At 69.4% G+C, this 24,120-nt stretch carries 30 protein-coding genes; 13 read left to right on the top strand and 17 right to left on the bottom strand.

What is annotated here, in order from left to right; translation table 11 throughout:
- Nucleotides 1-179 precede the first annotated feature (179 nt).
- A complete protein-coding gene (locus tag ACODSY_RS12200; protein ID WP_488952017.1) occupies nt 180-431 on the top strand; it encodes a hypothetical protein in 252 nt (83 codons plus the stop codon).
- On the opposite strand, the gene recO is transcribed toward ACODSY_RS12200, so the two are convergent.
- From recO to lepB, 6 genes are all read right to left on the bottom strand, one after another.
- Complete coding sequence (recO, locus tag ACODSY_RS12195) at nt 428-1,159, bottom strand: DNA repair protein RecO (protein ID WP_488952016.1); 732 nt, start codon at nt 1,157-1,159, stop codon at nt 428-430. The two genes, ACODSY_RS12200 and recO, sit on opposite strands and share 4 nt — an antisense overlap.
- Nucleotides 1,159-1,971 (bottom strand): arylamine N-acetyltransferase family protein, encoded by an 813-nt coding sequence (locus tag ACODSY_RS12190; protein ID WP_488952015.1) that lies wholly within the window; start codon nt 1,969-1,971, stop codon nt 1,159-1,161. Before ACODSY_RS12190 ends, recO begins: the two co-directional genes overlap by 1 nt.
- A 64-nt stretch (nt 1,972-2,035) precedes the next feature.
- Nucleotides 2,036-2,437 (bottom strand): limonene-1,2-epoxide hydrolase family protein, encoded by a 402-nt coding sequence (locus ACODSY_RS12185; RefSeq protein WP_488952014.1) that lies wholly within the window; start codon nt 2,435-2,437, stop codon nt 2,036-2,038.
- Between the two features lie 110 nt (nt 2,438-2,547).
- Nucleotides 2,548-3,483: a GTPase Era gene (gene era / locus ACODSY_RS12180; protein ID WP_488952013.1), complete on the bottom strand. Its 936-nt coding sequence runs from the start codon at nt 3,481-3,483 to the stop codon at nt 2,548-2,550.
- A complete protein-coding gene (gene rnc, locus ACODSY_RS12175) occupies nt 3,480-4,193 on the bottom strand; it encodes a ribonuclease III (protein ID WP_488952012.1) in 714 nt (237 codons plus the stop codon). Before rnc ends, era begins: the two co-directional genes overlap by 4 nt.
- 13 nt (nt 4,194-4,206) lie before the next feature.
- Nucleotides 4,207-4,989, bottom strand: coding sequence for a signal peptidase I (gene lepB, locus ACODSY_RS12170; protein WP_488952011.1), 783 nt, complete (start codon nt 4,987-4,989; stop codon nt 4,207-4,209).
- A 233-nt stretch (nt 4,990-5,222) separates the two neighbouring features.
- Here lepB and ACODSY_RS12165 point away from each other — a divergent pair, with 233 nt between their 5' ends.
- From ACODSY_RS12165 to ACODSY_RS12155, 3 genes are all read left to right on the top strand, one after another.
- Nucleotides 5,223-6,116, top strand: coding sequence for an EamA family transporter (locus tag ACODSY_RS12165; RefSeq protein WP_488952010.1), 894 nt, complete (start codon nt 5,223-5,225; stop codon nt 6,114-6,116).
- Between the two features lie 17 nt (nt 6,117-6,133).
- Nucleotides 6,134-6,508 carry a nuclear transport factor 2 family protein gene (locus ACODSY_RS12160; RefSeq protein ID WP_488952009.1) on the top strand — a complete coding sequence of 125 codons (375 nt, stop codon included), beginning with the start codon at nt 6,134-6,136 and terminating at the stop codon, nt 6,506-6,508.
- Between the two features lie 64 nt (nt 6,509-6,572).
- Entirely contained in the window at nt 6,573-7,811 is a 1,239-nt protein-coding gene (locus tag ACODSY_RS12155) for an MgtC/SapB family protein (RefSeq protein ID WP_488952008.1), read from the top strand.
- Nucleotides 7,812-7,818: 7 nt separating this feature from the next.
- On the opposite strand, the gene ACODSY_RS12150 is transcribed toward ACODSY_RS12155, so the two are convergent.
- The 4 genes from ACODSY_RS12150 to pyrE are packed head-to-tail and all read right to left on the bottom strand — an operon-like array spanning nt 7,819 to nt 9,975.
- Nucleotides 7,819-8,139 carry a hypothetical protein gene (locus ACODSY_RS12150; protein ID WP_488952007.1) on the bottom strand — a complete coding sequence of 107 codons (321 nt, stop codon included), beginning with the start codon at nt 8,137-8,139 and terminating at the stop codon, nt 7,819-7,821.
- A gap of 33 nt (nt 8,140-8,172) precedes the next feature.
- Nucleotides 8,173-8,571 (bottom strand): holo-ACP synthase, encoded by a 399-nt coding sequence (gene acpS, locus ACODSY_RS12145; protein ID WP_293395586.1) that lies wholly within the window; start codon nt 8,569-8,571, stop codon nt 8,173-8,175.
- 40 nt (nt 8,572-8,611) lie between these two features.
- On the bottom strand, nt 8,612-9,394 hold the full coding sequence (locus ACODSY_RS12140; RefSeq protein WP_488952006.1) for a pyridoxine 5'-phosphate synthase: 783 nt from the start codon (nt 9,392-9,394) through the stop codon (nt 8,612-8,614).
- Nucleotides 9,391-9,975, bottom strand: a complete 585-nt coding sequence (gene pyrE, locus ACODSY_RS12135) for an orotate phosphoribosyltransferase (protein ID WP_488952005.1) — start codon at nt 9,973-9,975, stop codon at nt 9,391-9,393. Before pyrE ends, ACODSY_RS12140 begins: the two co-directional genes overlap by 4 nt.
- 92 nt (nt 9,976-10,067) lie before the next feature.
- Between pyrE and ACODSY_RS12130 the strand changes: the two genes are divergently transcribed.
- Nucleotides 10,068-11,156 carry a hypothetical protein gene (locus ACODSY_RS12130; RefSeq protein ID WP_488952004.1) on the top strand — a complete coding sequence of 363 codons (1,089 nt, stop codon included), beginning with the start codon at nt 10,068-10,070 and terminating at the stop codon, nt 11,154-11,156.
- A gap of 3 nt (nt 11,157-11,159) precedes the next feature.
- Here ACODSY_RS12130 and ACODSY_RS12125 read toward each other — a convergent pair whose 3' ends face one another.
- The 4 genes from ACODSY_RS12125 to folK all read right to left on the bottom strand — a co-directional run bounded on the left by ACODSY_RS12125 (nt 11,160) and on the right by folK (nt 14,856).
- Complete coding sequence (locus ACODSY_RS12125; RefSeq protein WP_488952003.1) at nt 11,160-13,373, bottom strand: RelA/SpoT family protein; 2,214 nt, start codon at nt 13,371-13,373, stop codon at nt 11,160-11,162.
- An 83-nt stretch (nt 13,374-13,456) separates the two neighbouring features.
- Nucleotides 13,457-13,816, bottom strand: a complete 360-nt coding sequence (gene rpoZ, locus ACODSY_RS12120) for a DNA-directed RNA polymerase subunit omega (RefSeq protein ID WP_488952002.1) — start codon at nt 13,814-13,816, stop codon at nt 13,457-13,459.
- 107 nt (nt 13,817-13,923) lie between these two features.
- Entirely contained in the window at nt 13,924-14,340 is a 417-nt protein-coding gene (locus ACODSY_RS12115) for a YciI family protein (protein WP_488952001.1), read from the bottom strand.
- Between the two features lie 42 nt (nt 14,341-14,382).
- Complete coding sequence (folK, locus tag ACODSY_RS12110; protein WP_488952194.1) at nt 14,383-14,856, bottom strand: 2-amino-4-hydroxy-6-hydroxymethyldihydropteridine diphosphokinase; 474 nt, start codon at nt 14,854-14,856, stop codon at nt 14,383-14,385.
- 55 nt (nt 14,857-14,911) lie between these two features.
- On the opposite strand from folK, the gene ACODSY_RS12105 reads away from it, so the two are divergent.
- The 8 genes from ACODSY_RS12105 to ACODSY_RS12070 all read left to right on the top strand — a co-directional run bounded on the left by ACODSY_RS12105 (nt 14,912) and on the right by ACODSY_RS12070 (nt 21,835).
- Nucleotides 14,912-15,502 carry a LabA-like NYN domain-containing protein gene (locus ACODSY_RS12105; RefSeq protein WP_488952000.1) on the top strand — a complete coding sequence of 197 codons (591 nt, stop codon included), beginning with the start codon at nt 14,912-14,914 and terminating at the stop codon, nt 15,500-15,502.
- Nucleotides 15,489-16,145 (top strand): uracil-DNA glycosylase, encoded by a 657-nt coding sequence (locus tag ACODSY_RS12100; protein WP_488951999.1) that lies wholly within the window; start codon nt 15,489-15,491, stop codon nt 16,143-16,145. The genes ACODSY_RS12105 and ACODSY_RS12100 overlap by 14 nt, the downstream gene beginning before the upstream one ends.
- A gap of 80 nt (nt 16,146-16,225) precedes the next feature.
- Nucleotides 16,226-16,825 (top strand): type 1 glutamine amidotransferase domain-containing protein, encoded by a 600-nt coding sequence (locus tag ACODSY_RS12095; RefSeq protein ID WP_488951998.1) that lies wholly within the window; start codon nt 16,226-16,228, stop codon nt 16,823-16,825.
- A gap of 73 nt (nt 16,826-16,898) precedes the next feature.
- Nucleotides 16,899-17,717 (top strand): enoyl-CoA hydratase/isomerase family protein, encoded by an 819-nt coding sequence (locus ACODSY_RS12090; RefSeq protein WP_488951997.1) that lies wholly within the window; start codon nt 16,899-16,901, stop codon nt 17,715-17,717.
- Between the two features lie 42 nt (nt 17,718-17,759).
- On the top strand, nt 17,760-18,170 hold the full coding sequence (locus tag ACODSY_RS12085; protein WP_488951996.1) for a GFA family protein: 411 nt from the start codon (nt 17,760-17,762) through the stop codon (nt 18,168-18,170).
- Between the two features lie 51 nt (nt 18,171-18,221).
- Entirely contained in the window at nt 18,222-19,604 is a 1,383-nt protein-coding gene (locus ACODSY_RS12080) for a M20/M25/M40 family metallo-hydrolase (RefSeq protein WP_488951995.1), read from the top strand.
- 4 nt (nt 19,605-19,608) lie between these two features.
- Complete coding sequence (locus ACODSY_RS12075; protein ID WP_488951994.1) at nt 19,609-19,992, top strand: ankyrin repeat domain-containing protein; 384 nt, start codon at nt 19,609-19,611, stop codon at nt 19,990-19,992.
- A gap of 82 nt (nt 19,993-20,074) precedes the next feature.
- Nucleotides 20,075-21,835 carry an N-acyl-D-amino-acid deacylase family protein gene (locus ACODSY_RS12070; protein WP_488951993.1) on the top strand — a complete coding sequence of 587 codons (1,761 nt, stop codon included), beginning with the start codon at nt 20,075-20,077 and terminating at the stop codon, nt 21,833-21,835.
- A gap of 149 nt (nt 21,836-21,984) precedes the next feature.
- Here ACODSY_RS12070 and ACODSY_RS12065 read toward each other — a convergent pair whose 3' ends face one another.
- The 3 genes from ACODSY_RS12065 to dapA are packed head-to-tail and all read right to left on the bottom strand — an operon-like array spanning nt 21,985 to nt 24,066.
- The gene (locus tag ACODSY_RS12065) at nt 21,985-22,719 is read right to left on the bottom strand and encodes a GNAT family N-acetyltransferase (RefSeq protein WP_488951992.1); all 735 of its coding nucleotides are present in this window, start codon (nt 22,717-22,719) and stop codon (nt 21,985-21,987) included.
- 1 nt (nt 22,720) lies between these two features.
- Complete coding sequence (gene smpB / locus ACODSY_RS12060) at nt 22,721-23,179, bottom strand: SsrA-binding protein SmpB (protein ID WP_488951991.1); 459 nt, start codon at nt 23,177-23,179, stop codon at nt 22,721-22,723.
- A gap of 2 nt (nt 23,180-23,181) precedes the next feature.
- The gene (dapA, locus tag ACODSY_RS12055) at nt 23,182-24,066 is read right to left on the bottom strand and encodes a 4-hydroxy-tetrahydrodipicolinate synthase (RefSeq protein ID WP_488951990.1); all 885 of its coding nucleotides are present in this window, start codon (nt 24,064-24,066) and stop codon (nt 23,182-23,184) included.
- Nucleotides 24,067-24,120 lie beyond the last annotated feature (54 nt).

Genomic DNA, 24,120 nt, shown 5'->3' with positions numbered 1-24,120 from the left:
ACCGGGTTCGTCAGGTCTCGGCACAGACGCGCGCAAACACCGCTGCTGGGCAGCGCTGTTGGCAATTGGCCTGATTGCGTTTGCGACCGGTCATGGCGCGAGCTTGTAGCAGAGCTCGTTTGCGGCGGAAACCATGCTGGTTGAGCAAGAGGAAAGGCCATTCGAGTGAGGATCCGTGCATGACGTTGCGGACCAAACTGGGCCTGGCCAGCGGCCTCGTGCTGGCGTGGCTGGGCGGCGGACTGATCCTGGCGGGCGTGACCCGACCCGGCATGGCCGCGGTGCTGTTCGCCGCGCCGGCCGTGGTCTTCGTCTACGCGGTGCGGGCGAACGGCTGGTGGCGCTCGCCGCCGACCCTGGCGCAGGGCGCGGCCGGCGTGGGCGTGCTGGCGAGCTGGGCGGCCGCGGGGTTCGTACTGCTGGTCACCTAGAGCCGGTCGGCCTCGCGCAGGCGGTCCAGCAGCCACAGGCGGGCGGGCGGCAGCGGGCGGTTCAGCGGCCCGAAGATGTAGGCCTCGAGGAAATGGGCGGTGAGCGCCAGCCCCGCGCCCACGTCGCCCGCGCCAAGGCCGGCCTGGGCGCCCAGCAGGAACGGCGGCAGCGCCAGCAGGCGATCCTTGTAGGGTTCGCCCGCCTCGCGGCTGACGGCGCGGCCGGTGCGCGGGCTGACATAGACCAGGTCGTCGACAGCGCCGGTGGCGGCGCACCTGGACAGGTCGAGGCCGAAGCCCAGATCCTGCAGGAGGCCCGCCTCAAAGCGGACGAAGACGGCGGGCCAGATGTCGGGGATCGCCAGCGCGGCGCTCAGCGCCTCGAAGGCCAGGTAGGCGCCGGGATGCGGCTCGCGCTCCGGCAGCGCGCCGGCGGCCACGGCGGCGGCGGCGGCCAAGCCGGCGAGCGCCAGCGGATCGTCGAACAGGGCGGCCGGCCCCTCCCCCACCGGCTCGAGCTGGGCCGATCCCAGCTGGTCGGACACGCGGGCGCGGTAGCGGACCAGGACCTGTGCGCCGGGCTGCAGGAAGGGCTTCATCTTGCGCGAGGCGCCGCCGGCCACATGGGCGGCATAGCGGCCGTGGCGCTGGGTGAGGAGCTCGACGATCGCCCCCGCCTCGCCGTGCGCGCGGGCCGCCAGCACGAAGGCATCGTCCTCGAATTCCATCAGGGCGCTGGAGAATTCGCGGCGCGTTCGATCATCGAGCGCCAAGACGGCTCGACCGGCAGGCCGAAGGTGTCACACAAGACCCGTTCGATGCCGTCCGCGTCCAGGGTCTCCTTGGTCGGCTCGCCGCCGATGGGCCGGGTGGTGAAGCGGTTGAAGAGCAGGCCGTAGCGGGCCTCGGGCGTCGTCCGCGCGGCCAGAAGGTTGGCGCGGAAGTGGCTGGTCGGATGGGTGGAGGTGAACCAGTTGGCCATCTCGTAGTCGCGCGGGACGCAGGGGACGAGGGAGACATCGTAGGCCGGGACCCACCCCACCTCGCGCCGCACTTCCAGGGCCACGCCGCCCTCAATCGGCAGCAGTCGGTAGGTATCGTGGTCGGTGGCCTGGACCTCGCTCTCCACGAAGCGCAAGGGGGCGGTCAACACGCAGCCGCCGAAGCCCACGTCCACCAACCAGTCCCGACCCTCGGCGCGAACCTTCAGCACGTGGTGCGTGCGCGGCTGAGCCGGGGCGCCGGGCGGAGAGTTCCAGCGGACGCGGGCCGCATACCCTTCGACCTCGAAGCCGAGGGTGGTGAGCACACGGGTGAAAAGGCTGTTGTGCTCGAAGCAGTAGCCGCCACGGCGGCCGTCGATGAGCTTGGCGTCGACGGCGGCGGGCGAGATGTCGACGCCCCGGTCCAGCAGGCAGTCGATAGCCTCGAAGGGGATGGCGGCGGGGTGCAAGGCGTGGAGCGCGCCCAGCGTCGCCAGGCTGGCGTCGCGTGGGCCAGCGTAGCCGATGCGGGCGAAATAGGCGTCGAGGTCGACCATACCGATGATGTATGGCGCGCCGCCGCCGGGGGGAAGACGGCGGCGTCGCGACCCGGCGCCAGGATCAGGCGGCAGTGGCCTGCTGCAGTTCGGGCCATTCGCGGAAAAGCGTGGCCAGGTCGAAGTACTCCCGCCAGACGGTGATCAGGCCGTCCCGCACTTCGAAGATGCCGATCACCGGGAGTTCAGCCCAACGGTCGGGGCCCAACTGGTGGCGGTCGAGCCGCTCGATCACCACCGTGCCGCCGTCGACGACCTGGCGCAGGATGACGAACCGGTTGCTGATCGTCGACGCGAAGAACGGCTCGAGGGTGGCGCGCACGCCCTCCGGGCCGCGGGCGGTCCCCATTGGCAGGTTGGTGTACTCGCAGTCGGGGGCGACCAGCTTGCAGCCGGTGTCGTAGTCGAGGGCTTCCATCGCCTTGAGGAAGGCGGTGACGACAGCGAGCGGGGTCTTTTCGGTCATGGCAAGCTCCTTGGGCTTGCGACCAATGACCGCGAAATGAGACCGCGCGCGATTACCTGCGAGGTCATGTGTCGGCCGCAAGCCCCCCGCGGGAGAGGCGAGGCGCCGACTCAGGCCTCGAAATCCAGCCCCACGTCGCCGTAGAACTCGCGCTTGTCGGCCCATTTCTCGTCGACGGTGACATGCAGGAAGAGGTGGACGGGGCGGTCCAGGAGCTCGGTGAGTTCCTCGCGGGCCTTCTGGCCGATCCACTTCAGGGTCTGGCCGCCCTTGCCCAGGATGATCGGGCGCTGGCTCTCGCGCTCGACATAGATGGTCTGCTCGATACGCACGCCGCCGTCCTTGCGCTCTTCGAACGCGGTGGTCTCGACGGCGGCCGAATAGGGCAGCTCCTCGTGGACGCGCAGGTAGAGCTTCTCGCGGGTGATCTCGGCGGCCAGCAGGCGGGCCGGCAGGTCGGCAGTCTGTTCTTCCGGATAGAGCCAGGGCCCCTCGGGCATGAGCGACGCCAGCCGCGCCTTCAGGTCGCCGACCCCCGAGCCGTCGGCGGCGGAGATCATGAACACCTCGGAATAGACGCCGGTCTCGAACAGGCGCTGCGACAGGCCCAACAGGGTCTCGCGCTTCATGCCGTCGATCTTGTTGAGCGCCAGGATCGCCTTCTTGCCCGAGGCCTTGAGCCCCTCGACGATGGACTCCACGTCGGCGGCGGCGCGGCGGTCGGCGGGCTTGCCCTCCTTGGTAGGGGCGGCGAGTTCGGCGACGCTGTCGACCAGGTGCACGATGGCGTCGGCGTCCTCGGCCCCGCCCCACGCGGCGCGGACCATGGCGCGGTCCAGCTTGCGGCGCGGCTGGAAGATCCCTGGGGTGTCGACCAGCACGATCTGCGTCTCGCCTTCGATGGCGACGCCGCGCACGGGGAAGCGCGTGGTCTGGACCTTCTGGGTCACGATCGAGACCTTCGCGCCGACCAGGCGGTTGGTGAGGGTCGACTTGCCCGCGTTGGGCGCGCCGATGATGGCCGCGAAGCCGGCATGTTGGGTCATTGGCTGGCCTCGGATTCCACGCCTTCGCGCTTGAGCAACATCACCTGGGCGGCGGCCTTCTCGGCGGCCTGGCGCGATCCGCCCTCGCCCCGTTCGGCCTCGAAGCCCTTCACGCGCACCTCGACCGTGAAGACCGGCGCGTGGGCCGGGCCTTCGCGACCCACGACCTCGTAGGCCGGCAATGGCAGGCCGAGGCCTTGCGCCCACTCCTGGAGCTGGGTCTTGGGGTCCTTGGCGCGCGGCGCGTCGAGGTGGGCGAATTCATCGGCCCAAAAGCGCTCGAAGAACGCCTTGGCCGTCTCCAGCCCGCCGTCGATGTAGAGCGCCGCGATCAGCGCCTCGCAGGCGTCGCCCAGCACGGCGTCGGACTTGCGGGCCCCCACCTTGGTGGCGCTGGCCGACAGGCGAAGCGCGGCCGGCAGGCCGGCGCGCTCGGCCGCGCGGGCACAGGCGTGATAGTTCACCAGGCTGGCGAGGCGGCGCGACATCTCCCCCTCCCGCGCGTCCGGGTCGAGGGCCATCAGGCGCTCGGCGGCGCAGAGATTGAGGACGCGGTCGCCAAGGAATTCCAGGCGCTCGTTGTGGCGGACCTCGCGCGCGCCGTCGCCCACGCTGGCGTGGGTCAGCGCCCGCTCGAGCAGATCGCGGTCGGCAAAGGTGTGGCCGATGCGGCGCTCGAGGTCTTCGACGGCCGCAACCCTAGCATTCATAGGGGGCAGGCGCTCACTTCAGGACCTTGAAGAACCGGCTGGGACGGGCGTCGAGCACCCAGGTCCAGGGCTTGAAGATCGAGGCTTCGGGCTTCCAGGACAACAGGATGATCTGGGCCTTGCCGACCAGGTTCTCGGCCGGGACGTAGCCCACGCCGCCGATCGCCGGGTTCACGCGGCTGTCGGACGAGTTGTCCCGGTTGTCGCCCATCATGAAGTAGTGGCCTTCGGGGACGATGAAGACGTCGGTGTTGTCGAGTTCGCCGTCCGTGCCGAAGTCCTGGGTGACGAAGCTCTTGCCCGTGGCCAGGCGCTCCTGGAAGCGCGCCACGTCGCGGACGTATCCCCCGCCCACGTCTTCGCGGACCGGCGACAGGGCCTGGCGCGGCACCAGCTTGTCGTTCAGGTACAGCAGGCCGGCCTTCATCTGGATGCGGTCGCCCGGCAGGCCGATCACGCGCTTGACGTAGTCGGTGCGATTGTCGCTCGGCAGCTTGAACACGACGATATCGCCGCGCTGGGCCGGCTGGGCCAGGATCCGGCCCTTGAACAGCGGCGGGCTGAACGGGATCGAGTGGTGCGAGTACCCGTAGCTAAACTTGGAGACGATGATGTAGTCGCCCTCGTAGAGGTTGGGCTCCATCGAGGCCGACGGGATCGTGAAGGGCTGGAAGAAGATCACCCGCAGGACCAGGGCGATCAGCAGCGCCCAGAAGATGGTCTTGAAGATCTCGACCAGCTCGTGCCACGCGCCGGACTTTTCAGGCGTCTTCACGCTCTGCACGTTCTCGCTCATTCGTAATCCCTGGGCGCTTCGGCGTCCCGAAGCTGGCGCCTGCGTATCCGCTCCCTAGCCCATGAGCAAGTTCCGCGCCCGTGAACAATGTGAGAGGCGGCGATCGGTCGCCGGGCCGGGGACATCGTCCATCCCCGGGGGAGAAGGGCGGATCGCGCCCAATCCGATGATCAAGGGCCAGTTGCGGGCAAATGGACCGGTGACAGCCCCGCTACGCGCCCTATGTAGGCCGCATGAACCGCGACGCCCTGCCCCCGCTGCACCTCCTGCTGGCCCTGGTGGTGGTGGCGGTGTGGGGCACCAATTTCGTGGTCATCAAGTGGGGGCTGGCCGAGTTCCCGCCCCTGACCTTCGCGGCGCTCCGCTTCACCTTCGCGGTGCTGCCGGCGATCTTCTTCCTGAAGCGGCCGAACGTGAGCTGGTGGAACCTGGCGGCCTATGGCGTGATGATCGGCGTGGGGCAGTTCGGCCTGCTCTACATCGCCATGACCAGCATGATCTCGCCCGGGCTGGCCAGCCTGGTGGTCCAGGTGCAGGCGTTCTTCACCATCGGCTTCGCCATGCTGATCGCGCGGGAGCGCCTGCGGGGCTATCAGCTGGGCGCCTTGGCGCTCGCCGCCTCGGGACTGGGCTGGCTGATGATCCACACCAACGCCGAAGTCACGCCGATGGGGTTGTTCCTGGTGGTGCTCGCGGCCCTCGGCTGGGCCGGCGGCAACACCGTGCAGCGGGCGGCCGGACCGGTGAACATGCTGGCCTATGTGGTCTGGGCGAGCCTGTTCTCGGCCCCGCCGCTGATGGCCCTGGCGCTGGTGATGGAAGGGCCGCAGGTCGCCGTCTCGATCCAGCACGCCGACCTGGGCGGCTGGCTGGCGGTGCTGTGGCAGTCCGTCGGAAATACGATCTTCGGCTACAGCGTCTGGGCCTGGCTGCTGGCTCGGCATCCCGCGGCCACGATCGCGCCGCTGTCGCTGCTGGTGCCGGTGTTCGGCATGGGCGCCTCGGCGATCCTGCTGCACGAGCCCCTGACCTCGTGGAAGCTGACCGCCGCCGTCCTGGTCCTGGGCGGCCTGGCCCTCAACACCCTGTGGCCGCGGATCGCCCAGCGCCGCGCCGCCGCCGCCTGAACCTTCGGAGCCTGCCGATGCCCAGCCGCGAGACCGTAGAGGCCTTCGTCAATCAGGTGGTGCACGGCGACCACGTGGAGGCGATCCGCGACTGGTACGCCGACGACGCCTCGATGCAGGAGAACCAGGACGCGCCGCGCGTGGGCCGCGAGGCGCTGATGGCCGGCGAGGCGCGGATGCTGGCGCGCCAGGCGGAGGTGAAGACCGAGCTGATAAGCCCCGTGCTGGTGGACGGAGACCGGGTGGCGATCCACTGGCGTTTCACCTTCACCTCGAAGACGGGCCACGTGAACAGCTTCGAGGAGATCGCCTGGCAGGAGTGGCGGGGCGACAAGGTCTGGCGCGAGACCTTCTTCTACGATCCCGCCCAGGTGCGGCGGCGCGCGGACTGAACCCGCCGCCGGGCGGTCGCGAGTCTGGTAAAGCCTGGGACGAGGCCATCCGCCGAGGCTGAGAATGGATACCGATCTCCTGGTGAAACTGGGCGTCGCCCTGGGCGCCGGCCTGCTGATCGGGGCCGAGCGCGAACGACGCAAGGTGGCCAAGCCCGACCTCGCCGCCGCCGGGATTCGGACGTTCACGGTCGCCGCGCTGGCCGGAGCGTTGAGCGCCCTGCTGGGCGGCGTGCTGATGCTGGCGGCCGCCACGGTCGTCGTCGGCGCGCTGATCGCCCTCGGCTACTGGCGGACCCGCAAGGACGGCGACCCTGGATTGACCACCGAGATCGCGCTCCTGGTGACGACGCTGATCGGCGCGCTGGCCATGAGCCAGCCGCAGCTGGCGGCCACCGTCGGCGTGGGCCTGGCGATCCTGCTCGCGGGCCGCAACCGCCTGCACCACTTCGTCTCGGACGTGCTGACCGAGGAGGAGCTGGAGGCGGCGCTGCTGCTGGCGGCCGCGACGCTGGTGGTGCTGCCGCTGTTGCCGGACCGAGGGGTCGGCCCCTTCGCGGCCGTGAACCCGCGGACGGTCTGGAAGCTGGTGATCCTAGTGATGGCGATCAGCGCGGTCGGCCACGTGGCGGTGCGGGCGCTGGGCGCCCGGTTCGGCCTGCCCATCGCCGGCCTGGCGTCGGGGTTCGTGTCCAGCACGGCCACCATCGGCGCCATGGGCGCGCGGGCCGCCAACGCGCCGGAGACCCTGGGGGCCGCCACCGCCGGCGCGGTGCTCTCCACCCTGGCGACGATCCTGCAGATGGCGGCGGTGCTGGCGGCCACGAGCCTGCCGGCGCTGGAAGCGATGACGCCCTCGCTGATCGCGGCGGGGGTCGCGGCGGCGGTCTATGGCGTGGCGTTCACCCTGATCGGCCTGCGGCATACGGCGGAAGGCGCGGCCGACCCCGGCAAGGCGGTCAGTGTCGCGGCGGCGCTGACGTTCGGCGCGATCCTGGCGACGGTCATGCTGGCCTCGGCGGCGCTGCGGGCCTGGTTCGGCGACGCAGGCGCGATCGCGGCGGCCGGCGTGGCGGGCCTGGCCGACGCCCATGCGGCCGCCATCTCGGTGGGGGCGCTCGTCGCCTCCGGCGCCATGGCCCCCGACAGCTCGGTGTTGCCGATCCTGGCCGGCCTGACGACCAATACGATCAGCAAGATCGTGTTCGCGAGCACCGCCGGAGGACGCAGGTTCGCGCTGCGGGTCACGCCCGGGCTCGTGCTGGTGGTCGCCGCCGCCTGGCTGGGCGCGCTCGCCGGGTGAGCCAGAGCTACTTGATCTTGATCGTGGCCGTTCCCTGCGGTCCGGTGACTTCGAAGCTGTCGCCCGACTTCTTCCCCGTGGGATATTCCACGCAGGACTCGTTGGGGTCGAAGTTGGACTTGGTGCAGAGCTTGGTCCCGTCGATGCGCCACTCGCCCGTCACCTGGCCGTCCATGGCGGTGAACTTGCCGTCGGGCGTGTAGGTGACGTCGATGTCCATCCCCTGCACCGTCAGGACGCTGCCCTTGCTGGTGAGCTCCTGCAGGGTGTCGGCGCAGGCCGGCGTGGCCAGAGCCAGGGCGGCGGCGGCGATCAGATAGCGGCGCATGTGGTTCCTCCCCGTAGGCGGGGAATCCTAGGCCTACTCCGGCAGGGCCTCAATGATCACGAAGGCCTGGGCGTAGGGGTGGTCGTCGGTGAGGGTGAGGTGGATGACCGCCTTCATGCCCGGCGGGGTCATCTCCTTCAGCCGCTCGGCGGCGCCCCCGGTCAGCGCCATGGTGGGCTGGCCCGAGCGCATGTTGATCACGCCCATGTCGCGCCAGAAGACGCCGCGACGCATGCCCGTGCCCAGCGCCTTGGCGCAGGCCTCCTTGGCGGCGAAACGCTTGGCGTAGCTGGCGGCGGCGTCGACCTTGCGGTCCGAACGGGTGCGCTCGAGTTCGGTGAAGACGCGTTGTTTGAAGCGGTCGCCGAAGCGGTCGAGGCTCTCCTGGATGCGCCGGATGTCAGAGAGGTCGGAGCCGAGGCCGAGAATCATGCCGCTTTCGTCGCCCCCAGCATTTCCATGGAAATGCTGGTCATCTTGCTAAGGTCTGAGCCAATTCCGAAGCGGAATTGGCTCGGGCTTCGTCCATCAGGGCGCGCATCCGCTGGATGGCCGGGCCCAGGCCGATGAAGATGGCCTCGCCGATCAGGAAATGGCCGATGTTGAGCTCCATCAGCTCCGGGATGGCGGCCACGGGCTTCACCGTCTCGTAGTCGATGCCGTGACCGGCGTGGACCTCCAGGCCCAGCTCGTGGGCCTTGGCTGCGGCGACCTTGAGGTTGCGGAGCAGGGCGTCGGCCTGCGGCTTGCGTTCGCGGACGGCCGCACAGTAGGCGCCTGTGTGGAGCTCGACGACCTGGGCGCCGACCGTCTTCGCGGCGACCATCTGGGCCTCGTCGGCGTCGACGAAGAGCGACACGCGGATGCCTGCCTGCACGAATCTCTGCACCACGGGCTTGATGGTGTTCTGGCCGCGGATCACGTCCAGCCCGCCCTCGGTGGTCACCTCTTCCCGGCGCTCGGGCACCAGACAGGCGGCGTGCGGGCGGTGGGCCAGCGCGATGGCCTCCATCTCCGGCGTCACGGCGCATTCGAAGTTGAGGGGCCGGCCACGGCGGCGGCAGATGGCGGCCAGCGCGTCGATGTCGGCGTCCGAGATGTGGCGGCGGTCCTCGCGCAGGTGGGCGGTGATGCCGTCCGCGCCGGCGGCGAGCGCCATCTCGGCGGCGCGCACCGGGTCGGGATAGCCTTCGCCACGGGCGTTCCGCACCGTGGCGACGTGGTCGATGTTGACGCCGAGACGCAGCCTGCTCATCCGCGAAGCCTCTTCGAGCCCGGCTCCTCCGCCGGGAGGGCGGCCAGCTCGGGCGGAATCTCGTCGGGGGCGTAGGACGGGACGTCGACCGTCGCCAGCGCCACCAGCGGCCAGCCCACGTCGGCGCGGCCGCCCGAGCGGTCGACGATGCACGCGCAGCAGACGACCGTGCCGCCAGCGGCCTCGATCGGCTCGACGGCCTCGCGGAACGATCCGCCGGTGGTGATCACGTCCTCGACCACCACGACCTTGGCGCCGGGGGCGATCTTGAACGCGCGGCGCAGCTTGAACTTGCCGTCTTCCCGCTCGACGTAGATCGACGGCACCCCCATGGCGCGAGCGACCTCATACCCAGGGATGATCGCGCCCACCGCGGGCGCCACGATCACGTCGGGCTTTCCGAACTGCGCCTCGATCTTGGCGGCCAGCGCCCGGCACAGCCGCTCGGTGCGCTCAGGATATTGAAAGACCAGGTTTTTCTGCAGGAACATGGGACTGTGCCGTCCGGACGCCAGGATGAAATGGCCCTCGCGCAGCGCGCCCGCGCCGCGGAATTCGTCCAGGACAGCTTCAGTGTTCATCGGCGTTCGCTTCTCGGCAACATGTCTGGTGCAGGATGCAGCCTGATACCTCGTGATGGTGCAGTCGCCAAACAAGGCTCCCTAGAAGCCCTATGGACGCAAGAAACACGGCCACGGAGCGGTTCATCGCCGCTTTCAGCTCCGACGCGTCGCCTTCCGACGAAGGCGCGGCCGAGGCGCCGAACGTGGCCGACGCGGCGGCTCGCGAGCGGCGGGTGTTCCCGGCCGATTTCCCCGAGGGCCTGAAGCCGCGCCTGCGCCTGTTCCTCAGCGTCGACCTGGTGGGCTCGACGCCCTACAAGCAGATGCGCCAGGTCTGGCGACCTGAAATCGTCAGCTTCTACAGGAACTTCGACTACATTCTTCAAACACAGTACCGCGAGTTCGCCGGCGGCCTGGACGATGGCCTGCCCGCGCCGGAGTTCTGGAAGAGCAACGGCGACGAACTGCTCTACGTCTGCGAACTGCACAGCCTGAGCCACGCCCACGCCCTGATGCACGTCTGGCTGGCGACCCTGAACGAGTACCGCGGCAGCCGGGACGAGGCCTCCAAGCACCTGGACGTGAAGTCGACCGCCTGGATCGGCCTCTTCCCCTCGCCCAACGCCGAGATCTTCTTCCGGCGCGGGACCTCGCACCACGAGGTCAACGACCCGATCCTGAACCAGGCCGACATCCGCGACGAGTTCTACGCCAACCCCGAGAACCCCTCGATCACCCGCGAGTTCGTCGGGCCGTCGATCGACACCGGCTTTCGCCTGACCTCCTGGGCCAGCCCGAACCGGATGATCGTCTCGGTGGACCTGGCCTTCCTCCTGACCGGCGCCTACACGCGCAAGATGGGGCCGCTGCGGCTGCACCTGTCGGGCAAGGACAAGCTGAAGGGCGTGATCGACAACCAGCCCTACCCCACGCTGTGGATCCCGGTGGGCCGGTCGCGGCTCGACGCCGAGGGGCGCCGCACGGGCGAGGTGTCGACCGACCGCTCCACAATCCGCTCGTATTGCGAAGCGATCATCGAGCAGAACTACAAGTCCATCACCCCGCTGTACCTGGCGGGCGCCAACCACGAGGACTACGACTGGGCGCCGCCCTATGTCCTCACCGACATCCTCCGCCAGTGGGAGGAAGAGCGCCGCTACCGCGAGGACGTCACCGGCATCGTCCTGATCGACGACTAGGGCCTAACCCTCGCCCTTCGTCCGCTCGACCTCTTCCACGCTGGGGTTGGCGCGCAGGGCGGCGGAGATGTGGGTCAGGTGGCGGGCGTCGTTGACGTCGACATCGATGTCCACGTCGAAGAAGTCGGACTGCCGGTGGTGCATCCGCAGGTTCACGATGTTGCCGCCAGCCTCGCCGATGAGCGTGCAGACCTGGCCCAGCACGCCGGGCGTGTTCTTGATGGTCGCGGTCAGGCGGGCGCGAGCGATGGCGTTGCGCTCGGCCTCGGGCGTCCACTGCAGGTCGCGCCAGAGCTCCTCGCGGTCCTCGTATTCGGCCAGCTTCTCGCAGTCGATGGTGTGGACCGTCACGCCGCGGCCGTCCGGCTCCAGAATGCCGACGATACGGTCGCCCGGCACCGGGGAGCAGCAGGCGCCGAAGTGCAACGTCACGCCGGGGGTCAGCCCGCCGCCGCGCACGTAGAGGCGCGCGGTCTTGCCGTCCTGGATATGGCGGCGCGCGGTGGCGGCCTCGCGCTCGGCGGCCTTCAGGCCGGGGAAGACGGACTCCAGGACCTGGGAGGGCGTGGCGCGGCCGCGGCCGACGGCGTCGAACAGGTCGTCCTCGCTCGCGACGGCGAAGCGGTCGAGCGCCGGGCGCAGGGAGACGTCCTTGCGGCTCTTGCCGGCCGAGTCGAAGGCCTGGTCCACCGTGGCCCGGCCCAGGCGCACGAACTCCTCGCGCTCGGTCTGGCGGATGTGGCGGCGGATCGCCGAGCGGGCGCGGCCCGTGACGGTGAGCGAGCGCCAATCCGGCGGCACCACCGGCTTGCCGCCGCGGATCACCTCGACCACGTCGCCGTTCGACAGCGTGGTGCGCAGCGGCTTCAGCTCGCCGTTGACCTTGGCGCCCACCGTGGTGTCGCCGATGTCGGTGTGCAGGGCGTAGGCGAAGTCCAGCGGCATGGCCCCGCGCGGCAGGCTGACCAGCTGGCCCTTGGGCGTGAAGACGAACACCTGGTCGAGGTACATCTCGAGCTTGGCATGCTCGACCAATTCCTCGGCGTCGCCGCCGTGCTCCAGGACCTGGACGAGGTGGCGCAGGTTGACCAGCGGATCGCGCCCGCCCGCCGCCTTCTGGGCTTCGGCGTCGAAGCCGTAGCTCTCGTTCTTGTAGCGCCAGTGGGCGGCGACCCCCTCCTCGGCCACGCGGTCCATGGCCTCGGTGCGGATCTGCATCTCGATGCGCATGCCCTTGTAGCCCACCACCGTGGTGTGGATGGACCGGTAGTTGTTGCGCTTGGGCGTCGAGATGAAGTCCTTGAACCGCTCGGGCACCGACGGCCAGGCCCGGTGGATGACGCCCAGGGCGCGGTAGCAGTCGTCCTCGGTGTCGACGATCACCCGGAAGGCGTAGATGTCGGACAGCTGGGAGAAGCCGATCGACTTGCGCTGCAGCTTCCGCCAGATCGAATAGGCGTGCTTCTCGCGGCCGAAGACGCGGGCCGGGATGCCCGCAGCCTCCAGGCGGGTGTTGATCTCGCGGCTGACGGCCTCGACCGCCCCACCCTGCTGCTCGCGCAGGATGGCCAGGCGGCGAAGGATGGCGTTGCGGCCCACCGGGTTCAGGTGGGCGAAGGCCAGTTCCTCCAGTTCCTCGCAGATGCGGTGCACGCCGATCGAGCGGGCCAGGGGTCCGTAGATGTCCAGGGTCTCGCGGGCGATCCGCTCGCGCTTGGCGGCCTGCTTGATGAAGTGCAGCGTCCGCATGTTGTGCAGGCGGTCGGCCAGCTTCACCAGGAGGACACGGACGTCCTTGGAGATCGCCAGGATGAACTTCCGCAGGTTCTCGGCCTGGCGCAGGTGTTCCTGCGAGAGCTCCAGCTTGGACAGCTTGGTGACGCCCTCGACCAGCTCGGCGATCTCGTCGCCGAACAGCTCGGCGATCTTCTCGCGGGTGGCGTCGGTGTCCTCGATGACGTCGTGCAGCAGGGCCGTGACGATCGTCTCGGTGTCGAGCCGGTAGTCGGTGAGGATGCCCGCCACCTCGATCGGGTGGGCGAAGTAGGGGTCGCCGGACGCCCGCTTCTGCGACCCGTGCTGGCGCATGGCGTAGACGTAGGCGCGGTTCAGCATCGCCTCGTCGGCCGACGGGTCGTACGAGCGGACCTTCTCGATCAGCTCGAACTGGCGAAGCATGCGCGGCCGCGTGGAGCCCATGACGACGGGCGCCTGCATGGGCGGCTCAGTGGTTGGAACAGGGGGAGGCGTGGCGGCGGGTTGAGGCGCCGCCTCTAGGAGTGGTTCTGCGCCTTCTGGGCTCAGTACCGCTCCTCCTGGCCGCCGTCGCGGTCGCTCTGCAGAGCGCGGACCAGCTCCAGCTCGCTCATCTGCATATGGGTCGGATCGGCCAGCAGGGCGAGGGTTTCAGCCTCTTCCTCGGCTTCCGAGCGCTCGTCGACGCGTTGCAGCGACGCGATCAGGTTCTCCCGCAGCTCCTCGGCGTCAACCACGTCGTCGGCGATTTCACGCAGCGCCACGACCGGGTTCTTGTCGTTGTCGCGGTCGACCATGATCGGAGCGCCCGCCGAAACGGCGCGGGCCCGATGGGCGGACAGCAGCACGAGGTTGAAGCGGTTCGGCACCTTTTGGATGCAGTCTTCGACGGTGACGCGGGCCATGGAGTCTCTCAGGGAGGGAGATAGAACCGAGCAAAATAGAGGTTCGGGCCGAATTGTGCAACGCCGCAAAGGCCGCAGGCGGCGAAGACGCCGGAGGTCCCGCCCCCTTACGCACCCAGCCCCAGCGCCTTCGCCCGCTCGGAGGCTTCCTCGGTGAAGGCTTCGCCCAGTTCCTCGTGTTCGTAGATCTGGCGGATCTCGAGGGTAACGTTCGTCTCGCTGCAGATGGCCGGCCAGCGCTGGGCCCATTCGAGAACCTCGGCCAGGGAATTGGCCTCGACGAGGGTGTAGCCGGCGATCAGTTCCTTGGTCTCGGCGAAGGGGCCGTCGATGACCAGCGGCTTGCCGTTGTTGAACTTCACCCGCGCCCCGCTGCGGGAAGGGTGCAGGCCGTCGCCGCCCAGGATCTTCAGATGGCGACCCATCTCCTCGTGGTAGTCCATCATGGCGGTGACGATCTCCGGCTTGGGCTCGCCGCCCGCCTCGGTGAAATCGTCGGCCTTGCGGATGATCATGAAGCGCATCGGTCTGTCCTCTCTCGGCCGCCGCGGCGGCTGCCCCTAAGCTCAAGACGCGGGCGCGGCGTCCGTCCCGACATTTGCGGTGGCCGCCAGTTCCGCGGCGGTCCGGCCGAGCGTGGGATGAACCCATCCGGGCGCGATCTCGGCCAGGGGGCCCATGACGAAGAGCCGCTCATGCGCGCGAGGGTGCGGCAGGGTCAGGACGGACGACTCGAGCACGGTCCGACCGTGGGCGATCAGGTCCAGGTCCAGAGACCTGGGGGCGTTGCGCACGGTCCGTTGGCGGCCGAGCGTCGCCTCGATGGACAGGAGGTCGGCCAGCACCGCCTCAGGCGGCGCGCTCGTCTCGACAAGGGCGACGCCGTTGCGGTACTCAGGCCCCATTGGGTCGGGCCAGGCGGCGGAACGCCACCAGGACGACCGCTTCAGGATTTTCAAGCCGACCGCCGGGAACCGCGCGAGCGCCGCCTCCAGCAACGCTTCGGACGAGCCGTAGCCGCCCGGAAGATTGCTGCCCAGGGCGACGACGACGGCTCCATTCAGGTCCCCAGGGCTGTTTGGGATATTCGAGCTGATGACCTTCTACCCCACGGACCGGCTGGCCCTGTTCATCGACGGCGCCAACCTCTACTCGGCCGCCAAGAACCTCGGCTTCGACATCGACTATCGGAAGCTGCTCGAGGAATTCAAGAAGCGCAGCGTGCTGGTGCGCGCCTACTATTACACCGCCCTGGTGGAGAACGAGGAGTACTCGCCGATCCGGCCGCTGGTCGATTGGCTGGACTACAACGGCTACCAGCTCGTGACGAAGTCGGCCCGCGAGTACACCGACGGCCAGGGGCGCAAGCGGTTCCGCGGCGACATGGACGTCGAGATCGCCGTCGACATGATGGAGATGGCCGAGCACGCCGACCACCTGGTGCTGTTCTCGGGCGACGGCGACTTCCGCAAGCTTGTCGAAGCCGTGCAGCGCAAGGGCAGCCGGGTGACGGTGGTGTCCACTATCAAGTCGCAGCCTCCGATGGTCAGCGACGACCTGCGCCGGCAGGCCGACAACTTCGTGGACCTGGCCGACCTGTCCGACCTGATCGGCCGGCCCTCGCGCCTGCCGAAGTTCCTCTCCGAGAGCCGCGCGCCGCACGTGGAACGCGATGCCGACATCTGAACTGGTCGCCGAACCGGCCGAGGCGCCGCGCGAGTGCCCGCTGTGTCCGCGGCTGGTGGCGTACCGGGAAGCCAACAAGATCTCGGTGCCCGGCGGCTTCAACGGCGCCGTGGCCTCGTTCGGCGACGAACAGGGGCAGCTTTGCGTGGTGGGGCTGGCGCCGGGCCGCATGGGGGCGAACCGGACCGGCCGGCCGTTCACCGGCGATGGCGCCGGCTGGATGCTGTACGAGACCCTGCTGAAGACCGGCTTCGCGCGCGGCACCTACGAGGCGCGGCCCGACGACGGGCTGGAGCTGGTGGACTGCATGATCACCAACGCTGTGCGCTGCGCCCCGCCCGGCAACAAGCCCGAGACGGTCGAGGAGGCCACATGCCGGCCGTTCCTGGCGTCGCGGCTGGCCGCCCTGCCCCGGCTGAAGGTGATCGTGACCCTGGGCGATGTATCACGACGCAATGTGCTGCGGGCGCTGGGGCTGAAGGCGTCGGCGGGGATCGCGGGCCACGGAACCGAGTTCCCGGCCGGGCCATACGTCGTGCTGAACAGCTATCACTGCTCGCGGCTCAACACGAACACGGGCCGGCTGACGGCGGAGATGTTCGAGGCGGTGTTTCAACGGGCCCGCGCGATCATCGACGACTGACGCGCTCGGAAGCTCGACGGTCGGAACGAGGCGCGCGCCCGCCAGTTCACCTCCCCTCACTGATTCAAAGGGAGGCCGACATGGCCGAAGGCAAACTCAAGGGAAAGACGATCGCCGTGCTCGCCACGGACGGGTTCGAGCAGGTGGAGCTCGAGCAGCCGGTCGCAGCGTTGCGAGCAGCCGGCGCGGAAGTGCACGTCGTCGCGCCGAAAGCCGGCGAAATCCAGGGCTTCAAGCATCACGACAAGGGCGACAAGACACGGGTGGACCGCACGCTGGCCGACGCGCAGCCCGAGAACTACGACGGGCTGGTCCTGCCGGGCGGGGTGATCAATCCGGACCAGTTGCGGCTCGAGAGCGCCGCCATCGACTTCATCCGGGCGTTCGTGCGGGCGGAGAAGCCGATCGCCGCCATCTGCCACGGTCCATGGACCCTGATCGACGCTGGCGGCGTGGACGGCCGGCGGATGACGTCCTGGCCGTCCCTGAAGACCGACCTGCGCAACGCCGGCGCCGAGTGGGTCGACCAGGAGGTGGTGGTGGACCAGGGTCTGGTCACCTCGCGCAAGCCCGACGACCTGCCCGCGTTCTGTGCGAAGATGGTCGAGGAGTTCGGCGAGGGCCGGCACGGCGGCGGTCGCGCGCAATCGACCGGCGCGGAGAGCCGTCCGCAGGCCTGAGGCAGCCCGAAACGCTGCCTCTGCGGAAGCTGGCGGATGCGCTAGGCTGCCGGAAAATTCCGGGAGAACGTCCATGGCCGACAGCGCCGCCGCCAGCACCGCCGTTCAGGACGAGGTGCTTTATGAGGTCAGCGAGCATATCGCCACGCTCACCCTGAACCGGCCCGACCGGATGAACACCATCTCCGGGCCGATGCTGAACCAACTGGCGCAGCTGATGCTGAAGGCCGACCGCGATCCGGAGGTGCGCTGCATCATCCTGACGGGCGTGGGCCGGGCGTTCTGCGCCGGGCTGGACCTGCGCGGGGCGACCAAGGGCTCGACCGGCCTGGAGGGCGCCTCGACCTCGACCAACATCGACCTGCGCGGCACGCCGCCGACGGTGATGTTCAACCTGGACACGCCTACGATTTGCGCGCTGAACGGCTCGGCCGCCGGCTACGGCATGGACACGGCGCTGGGCTGCGACATCCGGATCATGGCCGAAGGCGCGAAGCTGGCGGCAGCCTTCACCAAGCGCGGCATCGTACCGGAGAGCGGCGGCACTTGGTTCCTGCCGCGCCTGCTGGGCTGGTCGAAGGCGGCCGAGATCATCTTCACCGGGCGGACGCTGACGGCGGCGGAGTGCCTGACGCTGGGGCTGGCCTCGCAGGTCGTGCCGGACGCCGAGGTGGGCGCAGCGGCCCGAGCGCTGGCCAAGGAGATCGCCGCCAACGCGCCGCTGGCGGTGCAGGCCTCGAAGCGGATGATGCGCATGGGCCTGTCGGAAGGCTTCGACGAGCACGTGCACCACGTGTTCCTGCAGCTCATCCCCCTGCTGCGCACCGAGGACGCCATGGAGGGGATGAAGGCGTTCATGGAGAAGCGGGCGCCGGAGTTCAAAGGGCGCTGACTGCTGCCAAGGTTGGCAGGAGGCCGGGCATAGGGTCTCGCCATGGACCCTATCAAAGGCAGTTGCCTGTGCGGCGCCGTCCGCTTCGAGATCACCGGCAGGCCGCTGAGCCTCAGCTATTGCCACTGCTCGCGCTGCCGCAAGCAAGCGGGGCTGTTCGCCGCCGTGCTGATGGTGCGGCGGGAAGACTTCCGGCTGACGGCGGGCGCCGAGCCAATCCGCAACCATGAGCCCGAGGCGCCGTTCAAGCACGCGCGGGCGTTCTGCGGGTCGTGCGGGTCCCCGCTGGGCGAGCCGTCGGACGAGCATGAGGTGTTCCCGGTCGCCGCCTCGGCGCTGGACGACGATCCCGGCGTGCGGCCGGTGCTGCACCAGAACCTGGCGAGCAAACCGCACTGGCTGGCCATTCCCGACGATGGGGTGAAGCGGATGGACGGGACCTATGGCGGATAGCGGACGTCGGCTGTAGCGTCGCCGCTCGCTTCAGCTTCAGTGGATTCCCGCGTGCTCAAGACCTTCACCGCCGCCCTGCTGGCCACCGCCCTCGCCGCCCCCGCCCTCGCCGCGCCGAAGGCTCCGGCCGTGCCGCACGACCAGGCGCTGGAGATCCTGAAGAAGGGCATCAGCTACCGCACGGTGGCGGGCGGCGACCAGTTCCTGCCCTACGCCGAGTACCTCAAGGGCGTGCTGGTGGCCGGCGGATACCAGGCTTCCGAGATCACCATCGAGCCGATGGCGGGGACGGCGTTCCTGATCGCTCGCTATCCGGGGACCGACCCTAAGAAGAAGCCGATCGTCATCTCGGGCCACATGGACGTGGTCGAGGCCAAGCCCGAGGACTGGACGCGCGATCCATTCACGCCAGTGGTGGAGAACGGCTACGTCTTCGGCCGCGGCGCCGTGGACAACAAGTTCGACGTCTCGATGATGGTCGCCACCCTGGCCAACCTGCGCAAGAGCGGCTGGAAGCCGGGCCGCGACGTGGTGCTGGCGCTGTCGGGCGACGAAGAGACCACCATGAAGACCACCGCCGTGCTGGCCCAGCGGCTGAAGGGCGCAGAGCTGGTGCTGAACGTCGACGGCGGCGGCGGCGGCCTGACCGAGGACGGCAAGCCGATCAGCTTCGGCGTGCAGGGCGCCGAGAAGACCTATGCCGACTTCAACCTGACCGTCACCGATCCGGGCGGCCACTCCAGCCGGCCCACGCCCACCAACGCGATCTACCGGCTGGCCAAGGCGCTCGACAAGCTCGAGGCCTACGAATGGCCGACGATGAGCAACGAGATCACGCGCGCCTCGCTGGCCGCCGCCGGCGGCAACACGCCCGGCGCCGTGGGCCAGGCGCTGAAGGCCTTCGCCGCGAACCCCAGCGACGCGGCGGCGATCAAGACCATCCGCGACGACCCAGCCTGGAGTCCGGCGCTGCACACCACCTGCGTGGCGACCATGCTGAGCGGCGGCCATGCGCCGAACGCCTTGCCCCAGAAGGCGGTGGCGACGGTGAACTGCCGGATCTTCCCCGGCACCTCTTCGGCCAGCGTCAGGGACACCATCAGCGGCATCGTCGGCAAGGACGTGACGGTGACCCGCCTGGACGACGGCTCGATCGACAGCCCCGCCTCGCCCCTGCGCGACGACGTGATGAAGGCGGTGACCAAGGCCGTGCACGCCCGCTTCCCGGGCCTGCCCATCGTGCCCGCCCAGGCGTCGGGCGCCACCGACAGCATGTACTTCCGCGCCGCCGGCGTGCCGAGCTACGGCGTCTCGGGCCTGTTCATGAAGGACTCGGACGAGTTCAGCCACGGGCTGAACGAGCGCGCGCCGATCAGCGCCATCGACGGCGACCTGGCGCACTACGACTCGATCCTGCGCGACCTGGCGAAGTAGCGAGATGGCGTCCCGCACATTCGAACAGATCCGGTCGGCCTACGAGGACAACGACCAGGCCGCGACGCTCCTGGGCCCCTTGGGCCGGATGGACGACGACGACACGCTGCTGCATCTGGCGGCGTTTCGCGGCAACGAGGCCGACGTGCGGGACCTGGTGTCGCTCGGCGCCGCCGTGAACGCGCGCGGAGATTTCGGCATGACGGCGTTGCACCACGCAGCGGTCGGCGGCCACATCGCCGTCGCGGAGGCCCTGCTCGCGCTCGGCGCCGACCGCGCGCTGCCCGATGAGTTCGGCCGGACCGCAGCCAAGGTCGCCGCGCTGAGCTCGCACGCCGAGCTGGCGGCCCTGCTGCATCCGACCCGACGGCCGCACGCCAGGCGCTGACGGACGCGCGAATAGCCCCTTCACTTCCGTCGCGGCGCCGGGATCATCCTCCTCAGAAGAACATGTGATCTGGGAGGATCCGATGCACGACCTGATCATCCGCGGCGGGACCATCGTCGACGGGACGGGCGGCGAGGCGTTCACGGGCGACGTCGCGATCGACGGCGACCGGATCGTGGCGGTTGGCAAGGTCGACGGGTCGGCGCGGCGCGAGATCGACGCCAAGGGCCTGGTGGTGACGCCGGGCTGGGTGGACATCCACACGCACTACGATGGCCAGGCCACCTGGGACCCGGTGATGGCGCCCTCGTCCTGGCACGGGGTGACCACGGCGATCATGGGCAACTGCGGCGTCGGCTTCGCGCCGGTGCGGCCGGGACAGGAAGGCTTCCTCATCGAATTGATGGAGGGGGTCGAGGACATCCCGGGCTCGGCCCTGCACGAGGGCATCGACTGGAAGTGGGAGAGCTTCCCCGAATACCTCGACGCCCTGGAGGCCAAGCCGCGGGCCATCGACGTCGGCACGCACGTCCCGCATGCCTCGGTGCGGGCCTATGTGCTGGGCGACCGCTGCAACACCGACTACCAGCCGAACGCCAACGAGATCGCCCAGATGGCGGACATCGTGCGCGAGGGCGTCGAGGCCGGCGCCCTAGGCTTCTCGACCTCGCGCACCCTGCTGCACAAGGACCTGAAGGGCGTCCACATGCCCGGCACCTTCGCCGGCTCGGACGAAATGCTGGCCCTGGGGCTCTCGATGAAGGGCCTGCGCCACGGCGTGTTCGAGATGGTCTCGGACCACCTGGGAGACGACGACGAGTGGATGTGGGTTAAGGGCTTCGCGCAGGAGACCGGCCTGCCGGTGACCCTGGTGGCCACCTCGGCCGGCGCCTACGAAGGCGACAAGATGTACAACATCGCCGAGGAGAGCCGCCGCCACGGGATGGACATCCGCCCGCAGATCGCCGGACGCCCCACGGGCATCCTGCACGGCCTGACGTCCAGCTTCCACGTGTTCATGGCCAGCCCGACCTGGAAGGCGAAGCTGGCCGATGCGTCGCTGGAGGAGCGGCTGGCGCTGATGAAGACGCCGGAGATCCGCCAGGCGCTGCTCACCGAAGACAGCCCGCTGATCCGGGCAGCGATCGGCGACGGCGTGGCCGGCGACCTGGCGGTGGCGTTCGGCGGCAGCCTGCTATGGCGGGTCTTCCCGCTGGGCGAGAGGCCGAACTACGAGCCGGATCGCGAGGGTAGCGTGGCGGGCATGGCCGAGGCGGCGGGCGTGCCGCCACTGGCGATGATGTACGACCTGCTGCTGCGCGACGACGGCCGCGAGCTGTTCTACCAGCCGCTGGGCGGCTACGTGACGTACAACTTCGACTTCTTCCGCAAGAACATGCAGCACCCGAACGTGCTGTTCGGGCTTTCGGACGGCGGCGCGCACTGCGGGGTGATCGCCGACGCGGGGATGCCGACCTTCATCCTCAGCTACTGGGCGCGCGACCGGGTGAAGGGCGACCGTTTCCCGCTGGAGTTCCTGGTGCGCAAGCTGACCAGCGACACGGCCAGGGCCTATGGCCTGAACGACCGCGGACAGCTTAAGCCCGGCCTGCTGGCCGACCTGAACATCATCGACTTCGAGAAGCTGCAGCTGCACCGCCCCGAGGCGATCCACGACCTGCCCGCCGGAGGGCGCCGCCTGGTGCAGAAGGCCGAGGGCTATCGCTACACGGTGAAGTCCGGCCAGGTGACCTTCGAGAACGGCCAGCACACGGGCGCCCTGCCCGGCGGCCTCGTCCGCGGCGGCCGCGAGGCGGTGATCCTGCCCCTCGCCGCCGAGTAGGGGCGGCGGAGTAAGTAACTCTTCCCTCTCTTGATGGGAGGGACAGGCCGCGCCAGCGGCCAGGGTGAGGGAGTGGGGCTCAAGCTCCACGCCACACTCCGACCCTCATCTCCTCGCCCTGCTCGCCTCCGGCGAGCTGTCCCTCCCCATCAAGGGAGGGAAGGACGCCAGTACCTGTAGGTCCAGGCCGGTTCGAACCCCGCGCGCTCGTAGATGCGGCGGGCGGGGTTGGCTTCCTCCACCTGCAGGAAGACGCGGGTGACGCCCCTCGCCTGCATCTGGCGGCCGAGGGCGGCGAGAATGGCGCCGGCGTGGCCCTGCCCTCGGGCGGCGGGAGCGGTGCGCATGCCATGGATTCCCGCCCAGCCGTGTCCGAACGAGGCGACGCCGACCGCATCCGTGCCGCCCTCCCCGGCCGCGCCATAGACGGCGCCCGGCGAGCGAGTGAGCGCGGCGACGCGATGGGCGCCGTCCGCCGGATCGAAACCCTCGCCCAAGAAAACCGCGGCCCAGGCGTCATCGGGGCGGTCGAGGATGCGAGCCGGCCCTTGGCTGAAGGCGGCGAGGAGCGAGACGTCGCCGACCTTCATCACCGTCGGCTGCCGGGCGGTCAGGCCGTGGCGGGCCAAGGCCTCGCGCACGCCGTCAAACTCAGGGATGTCGGCGATCCGGAAGGCTGGCGGCAGGCCTCGCGCCCGATAAGCCTCCACGATCTCGTCGATGGCCGAGGCGTCTAGGTCGTGGCGCAGCGGCGCGGCGCTCTTGGCCCGGCCGATCGTTCCGGCGTCGAAGGGGGCAAGCCAGCCGCCGATCTCCAGCACCTCGGGCGGTGCGACGGCCTCGATCGTCGACCTCTCCAGGCTCTCGACGTCTTCGGGGGCCAACTCAGCCCTTCTCGCGCATGAGGCGGGCCTTGTCGCGCTGCCAGTCGCGCTCGGCGGTGGCTTCGCGCTTGTCCCGGACATTCTTGCCCTTGGCCAGCGCCAGCTCCAGCTTCGCCAGGCCCTTGTCCGACCAGTAGAGCTTGGTGGGGATCAGGGTGCGGCCGTCGCGCTGGACGGCGCCCAGCAGCTTTTCGATCTCGCGGCGCTTGAGCAGCAGTTTCCGGTGCCGACGTGGCTCGTGATTGAAGTGCGGGCCGGCCTGGGCGTAGGGCGGGATGTCGGCGTTGACGAGCACGATCTCGTCGCCTTCCACCGCAGCATAGCTCTCGGCGATGTTGGCCTTGCCGTTGCGCAGGCTCTTCACCTCGGACCCGGTCAGGGCGATGCCCGCCTCGAACGTCTGTTCCAGGAAGTAGTCGAATCGCGCGCGGCGGTTCTCGGCGATCACCTTGCCCGCCATGGTCAGAGGATCCCGGCCTCGCGCATCGCCGACAGAACCTCGGCGCGCGCCGCTTCCGAACAGGGGACCACCGGCAGGCGGCCCGCCTCGTCGCAGAGGCCGAGGTGGGAGAGCGCGAATTTCGTGGGCGAAGGGCTGGCGTCGGCGAACAGCGCCTTGTGCAGCCGGATCAGGCGATCCTGGGCATACAGCGCTTCCTGCCAGCGGCCGGCGAGCGCGTCGTTGTAGAAGGCCGACACCTGCTCGGGCGCGACGTTGCAGGTGACCGAGATGCAGCCGTGGCCGCCGTGGGCCATGTAGCCCAGGGCCGAATCGTCGTTCCCCGAGAGCATGACCCAGTCCTCGCCGCACTCCAGGCGCTGCAGGCTGGCGCGCGGCAGGTCGCCGGTGGCGTCCTTGATGCCCACGATGTTCGGCAGCTTGGCGAGGCGCGCGAGGGTGGCGTTGGAGATGTCGACGCTGGTGCGGGCCGGCACGTTGTAGACCAGGATCGGCAGCTGCACGGCGTCGTTGATCGCCTTGTAGTGGGCGTAGAGACCTTCCTGGCTGGGACGGTTATAGTAGGGCGTGACGACGAGGGCCGCGTCGCAGCCGATCGTCTTGGCGTGACGCACCAATTCGATCGCCTCGTCCGTAGAATTGGAGCCGGCCCCGGGAATCACGGGCACCCGGCCCTTCGCGGTGGCCACGCAGAGCTCCATCACCCTGCGGTGCTCCTCGTGGCTCAGCGTGGAGGCCTCACCGGTGGTGCCAACGGGAATCAGGCCGTGGACGCCGCCTTCGATCTGGCGCTCGACCAGGGCGACGAATGCGTCTTCGTCGACCGCGCCATTGCGGAAAGGCGTCACGAGCGCCGGCAGGACGCCGCGGAAGAGAGGTTCGGACATGTCGGATATGTAGGTGTGCAAAAGACCGTGAAGATGTCGCCTAGTGAGGCGACG

The organism is Phenylobacterium sp. FG114 (assembly GCF_057809855.1).
This window is presented reverse-complemented; position numbering and strand designations above follow the sequence as displayed.